This is a genomic window from Kineococcus vitellinus, from assembly GCF_009906315.1.
Lineage (GTDB): Bacteria > Actinomycetota > Actinomycetes > Actinomycetales > Kineococcaceae > Kineococcus > Kineococcus vitellinus.
Map to the genome: position 1 here is coordinate 1 of NZ_JAAALL010000326.1, position 4,598 is coordinate 4,598.

A 4,598-nucleotide genomic window follows, 5' to 3' on the forward strand; every position below is an offset into this window, starting at 1 on the left:
GGTGGTGTGCGCGCCCGGCTGTGGACCGTGCTGGCCGCGCACACCACCAGCTCGGCCGGCAACGCCGCCACCGCGATCGCGCTGCCCCTGTTCGTCCTGCAGACCACCGGTTCCACGGCCCTGACCGGCGTCGTCGGCGCCGCCGCCATCGCCCCCGTCGTCATCGGCGGGATCTTCGGCGGCGTCCTGGTCGACCGCTTCGGCCACCGGCGCACCAGCGTCGTCTCCGACGCGTTCGGCGCCGTCACCATCGCCGCGGTCCCGCTGCTGCACGCCACGCTCGGACTGCCCTTCTGGGCCCTGCTCGTCCTGGTCGTGGCCACCGGACTGCTCGACACCCCCGGGCAGGCGGCACGCCACGCGATGCTGCCCGAACTCGCCGCCGAAGCCGGTGTGCCCCTGGAACGGGCGACCGGCTGGATGGACGCCGCCGAACGCGCCGCCCGCCTCGTCGGCGCCCCCGCCGCCGGGGCGGCGACCTCCCTCCTCGGCGCCCCCGCGGTCCTGGCCGTCGACGCCCTCACGTTCGTGCTCGCCGCCGTCCTGATCGCCGGGGCGGTTCCCGGCGCGTGGCCGGGGCCTCAGCAGACCGGTCCCGCCGGTCCCGCCGTGGCGCCCGCGCAGCAGGCCGCACCCCTGGGCGGTGTGCGCGGCTACCTGCGCGAACTGCGGTTCGGCGTGGACCTCGTCCGCAGCGACCGGCTGCTGCTGGCGGTCATCGCGCTGGTGGCCGTCACCAACGCCTTCGACGCGGCCTACTCCAGCGTCGTGCTGCCCGTGTACGCCACCCGGCGCCTGGGCGGCGGCGCCGACCTCGGGCTGCTCGTCGGTGCCTTCGGGGCCGGTGCCGTCGCAGGGGCCTTCGCCTTCGGAGCGGTGGGGGCGCGCTGGTCGCGGCGCACGGTCTTCACCTCGGCGTTCCTGCTCACCGGTGCGCCGCGCTTCGCGCTGCTGGCCCTGGACCCGGGACTGCCGGTGCTGCTGGCGGGCGCCGCGCTCAGCGGGATCGCCGCAGGGGCGATCAACCCGATCCTGGGGGCGGCGCAGCTCGAACGGGTCCCGGCGGGGGCCCGCGCCCGTGTCGCCGGAGTGGTCGGCGCCGGGGCCTGGGCCGCCATGCCCGTCGGCATCCTCGGTGCGGGCCTGTGGCTGGAGACCGGGTCCCTCACCACCCTGCTGATCGTCTCGGCGATCTCCTACCTGCTCATCACCTGCACCCCCGCGGTCTTCCCGGTGTGGCGCCAGCTGGACCGGAGACCGCCGGCGCCGCCCTCCCGGCGTTGAGGGCGGCCTGGACCTGCCCGCAGGCGGAACGCGGACGGGCCGAGCAGCGGGTCCTGCGCGATGCGGGTGCGCAGGGTGGCCGGGTCGGCGTGCAGCACGACGTGGTGCACCGGGATCGCGTGCTCGGCGAGGCCCGCGCTGATCCCGCGCCGGTAGGCCGCACCAGGACGGCCATCGGCACCACCGGCGTGCCGCCGGCAGCCCGGGCGCGGGGAGCTGCTGGCAGGGGTCGCTACCCTCGACCCTGCGCCCGCGGACGCGGAGGCCACCGGAACACCTGGGAGCGACTGACTCGTGCACGGCGACCCCGGACCCGACGCCGCAGGACCCGAGGGCGCGCGGATCGCGGAGAGCGAGGCCATCGAGCTCTACTACGACGACTTCGCCCCGCACTACGTGCCGGGGTGGCGTTCCCTGGAGCACTACGGCCCGCTCGTCGCGGACTTCCTGCTGCGCACCGTCACGCCCGAGTGCCGGGTGCTCGACGTCGGGTGCGGGCCGGGGCAGCTGACGAGGAACCTCGCCCCGGACGTGCACGTCACGGGCATCGACCTGTCACCGGGGATGCTCGCGGCGGCGGACGCGGGACGGCCCGGGGGGCGCTACGAGCAGCACGACTTCCACGACCCGCTGCCGCAGGGGTGGGGGCCGTTCGACGTCGTCGTCGCCGTGGGCTGCCTGGAGTTCTGCCGGGACCTCGGCGCGACGCTGCGCAACCTGGCCGACGCGTGCGCGCCCGGGGCGCGGCTGCTGGTGGGGGTCGTCGAGGACCGCGCCGCCGGGGCAGCCGGTCGTTCCCGGCGCGCGTTCTCCGAGGACGGCCTGCCCGGGGTCGACATGCACTGCTACGACGCCACCGAGCAGCTGGCCGCGGTCACGGCCGCCGGGTTGTCGCCGTGGTCGTACCGCTTCGTCCCGGCGTGGCGGCACGACGAGTACTCCTACGTCGTGCAGTACGGGCTGTGGGAACTGCGCGCGGACGCACCGGCGCGCCGCCACCGGACGCGGTGAGCGCGGTGCGCGCGGTGCGCCGGTGTCGGCGCCGGGGCGCCGGCCGGCCGCCTACCCGTCCGCCCGCCCCTGCTCGCGGGAACGCCTGACGTACCAGGCGGCGAGGAAGTAGAGCGCCACGACCGTGAAGACGATCTTGACGAGCCACGTGAACGGGCTGCCGTCGTCGTGCAGCAGGGTCCACGACAGCGCGGCGAGGGCCGCGTAGAGGAGCCCCGCCCGCTTGGACTGCTCGAGCGTCTTCGTCGCCTGCCACCAGGGTTGCCGTGCCATGCCGACAGTGTGACGCCTCCTCCGCGCCGCCCCCGCGGGGGCGGGTGCCGCTCACCCGGTCCGCTCACCCGCGCTCGCGCCGCGGAGGTCGCCGCGGGAGGTCGCCGGTGAGCAGGTCGGCGAGTTCCCGGGGCCGGCTCAGGGCCGCGCAGTGCCCGGCCTCGACCTCGTCGGGAGCCCCGATGCCGAGCCGCTCGGCCGCGACGCGCCGCTGCACGGCGGGCGGCAGGAAGCGGTCGCGCGTGGTGACGACGTAGCGCGCCGCGATCCCCGGCAGCGCGGGCGCGGGCCAGGGCACCTCGCCGAGCCGATCGCTCGTCGCCCGCTGCCGGGCCAGGGCCTGCTCGGCCAGCGGCGCCGGGACGTCGTGGTAGAAGGCGACGCGCGGGTCCGGGTCGCCCGTGAGGCCGCCGTCCCGCGCGGCCTGCTCGCGGACCGCCCGCTGCCAGCCGACGTCGGTGAACCACTCCATCGCGCTCTCGCCGGGGCGCGGCACCATCCCCGCCACGAACACCTGCAGCCGGGCGTGCAGCCGCTGCGCCACCAGCGGCACCAGCAGGCCCCCCGCGGAGTGGCCGACCACCACCACGTCGTCGACCACGTCGTCGACCACGTCGTCGACCACGTCGTCGACCGGGGTGTCCGCCGCGCCGCCCGACCCGTCGCCGGTCACCCGCCGCACGGCCGCCACCAGCGCCTCGACGCACTCCTCCCAGGTCGCGTCCTCGCGCTCGTCGGGCACGTCCGGCGCCGCGGTCCGGTGCCCGCGCTGCTGCAGCGCGCGCTGCACGAGGTGCCAGGCCCAGCCGCCGTCGCCCGCACCGTGGATGAGCGCGAAGGTCGTCACGGGTGTTCCGACCCCGCCCGGGCGCGGGAGTCATCGCCCGTGCGGCGGCGCGTCCGCACCGCCGGTGCGGGACCCCGGCCGGGACGGCCGGTAGGTTAGGCTAGCCTTGCAGCGTGCACCGTCGATCGCTCCTCGCCGCGCTGGCTGCTTCCGGCGCCCTCACCACCCTCGCCGCCTGCGGAGGTGACGACGCATCCTCCGACGCGGGCTCCACCTCGCCCTCGGAGGCACCGGCCGCCGGCGACGGCGCGTTCCCCGTCACCATCGAGCACAAGCTCGGGTCGACGACGATCGAGTCCGCCCCCACCAAGGTCGTCACCGTCGGCTACAACGAGGAGGACTTCGTCCTCGCCCTCGGCGTCACGCCGGTCGGGTCGCGCAGCCCGCTGGGCAGCTACGACGCCACCCGGCGGCCCTGGGCGGTCGACCTGCTGCCCGCCGGGGGGATCACCTCGGTCGGCCAGGCCGAGCTGAACTTCGAGACGATCGCCTCGCTGCAGCCGGACCTCATCATCGGCGCCTACGCCTACCTCGAGCAGGCCGACTACGACAAGCTCAGCGCGATCGCGCCGACCGTCGGCGACGTCATCCCCGCCGGCGAGGGCGCCGACTCCGTCGCCGCGGCCAGCTGGCAGGAGGAGCTGGCGGTGATCGGCCGCGCCCTGGGCAAGGCCGACGAGGCCGCCTCGCTCACCGAGGAGGTCGAGGGCGACTTCCAGGAGGCCGTCGACGCCCACCCCGAGTTCGCGGGCAAGACGGTCAGCGTCGTGCTCTACAACCAGGGGTACTACCAGCTCGACTCCTCCGACCCGCGCGGCGACTTCCTCCTGCAGTTCGGCTTCGAGGAGAACCCGAACACCAGTGCGGACGGCGGCCTCAGCGAGGAGCAGGTCGTCCAGCTCGACACCGACGTGCTCGTGGTGCTCGGCCTGAGCGCGCAGGAGTTCGCGGCGAACCCCGTCGCGGCCGGGCTCGCCGTCGTGACGGAGGGGCGCACCGTCTACGTCCCGACCTTCGACAGCGACTTCGCCGGTGCGCTGGGGAACTCCAGCCCGCTCTCGCTGCCCTACGCCGTCGAGCAGGCCGTGCCGGCCCTCGCCGCCGCCGCCGACGGCGACCCGGGCACGGTGCCCGCCACCCTCTGACGGGAACCGGTGGCGGGCGGTCGCGACGGGGTCGCGAC

The 4,598-nt window shown here is 76.0% G+C and carries 5 protein-coding genes; 3 read left to right on the plus strand and 2 right to left on the minus strand.

Translation table 11 applies throughout. The features are described from left to right. Positions 1–6 precede the first annotated feature (6 nt). A complete protein-coding gene (locus GTQ99_RS20055; RefSeq protein ID WP_166617477.1) occupies positions 7–1,284 on the plus strand; it encodes an MFS transporter in 1,278 nt (425 codons plus the stop codon). Positions 1,285–1,578: 294 nt separating this feature from the next. Further along, positions 1,579–2,295, plus strand: a complete 717-nt coding sequence (locus tag GTQ99_RS20060; RefSeq protein ID WP_205707888.1) for a methyltransferase — start codon at positions 1,579–1,581, stop codon at positions 2,293–2,295. A gap of 51 nt (positions 2,296–2,346) precedes the next feature. Here GTQ99_RS20060 and GTQ99_RS20065 read toward each other — a convergent pair whose 3' ends face one another. Then, positions 2,347–2,568 carry a hypothetical protein gene (locus GTQ99_RS20065; protein WP_166617474.1) on the minus strand — a complete coding sequence of 74 codons (222 nt, stop codon included), beginning with the start codon at positions 2,566–2,568 and terminating at the stop codon, positions 2,347–2,349. A 64-nt stretch (positions 2,569–2,632) separates the two neighbouring features. Further along, positions 2,633–3,415, minus strand: coding sequence for an alpha/beta fold hydrolase (locus GTQ99_RS20070; protein ID WP_166617475.1), 783 nt, complete (start codon positions 3,413–3,415; stop codon positions 2,633–2,635). Positions 3,416–3,528: 113 nt separating this feature from the next. On the opposite strand from GTQ99_RS20070, the gene GTQ99_RS20075 reads away from it, so the two are divergent. Then, positions 3,529–4,560 carry an ABC transporter substrate-binding protein gene (locus GTQ99_RS20075; RefSeq protein WP_166617476.1) on the plus strand — a complete coding sequence of 344 codons (1,032 nt, stop codon included), beginning with the start codon at positions 3,529–3,531 and terminating at the stop codon, positions 4,558–4,560. Positions 4,561–4,598: the final 38 nt, after the last annotated feature.

Coding starts and splice junctions, on each gene's coding strand:
- GTQ99_RS20065 (WP_166617474.1), bottom strand. CDS start 2,568: ATGGCACGGCAACCCTGGTGGCAGGCGACGAAGACGCTCGAGCAGTCC.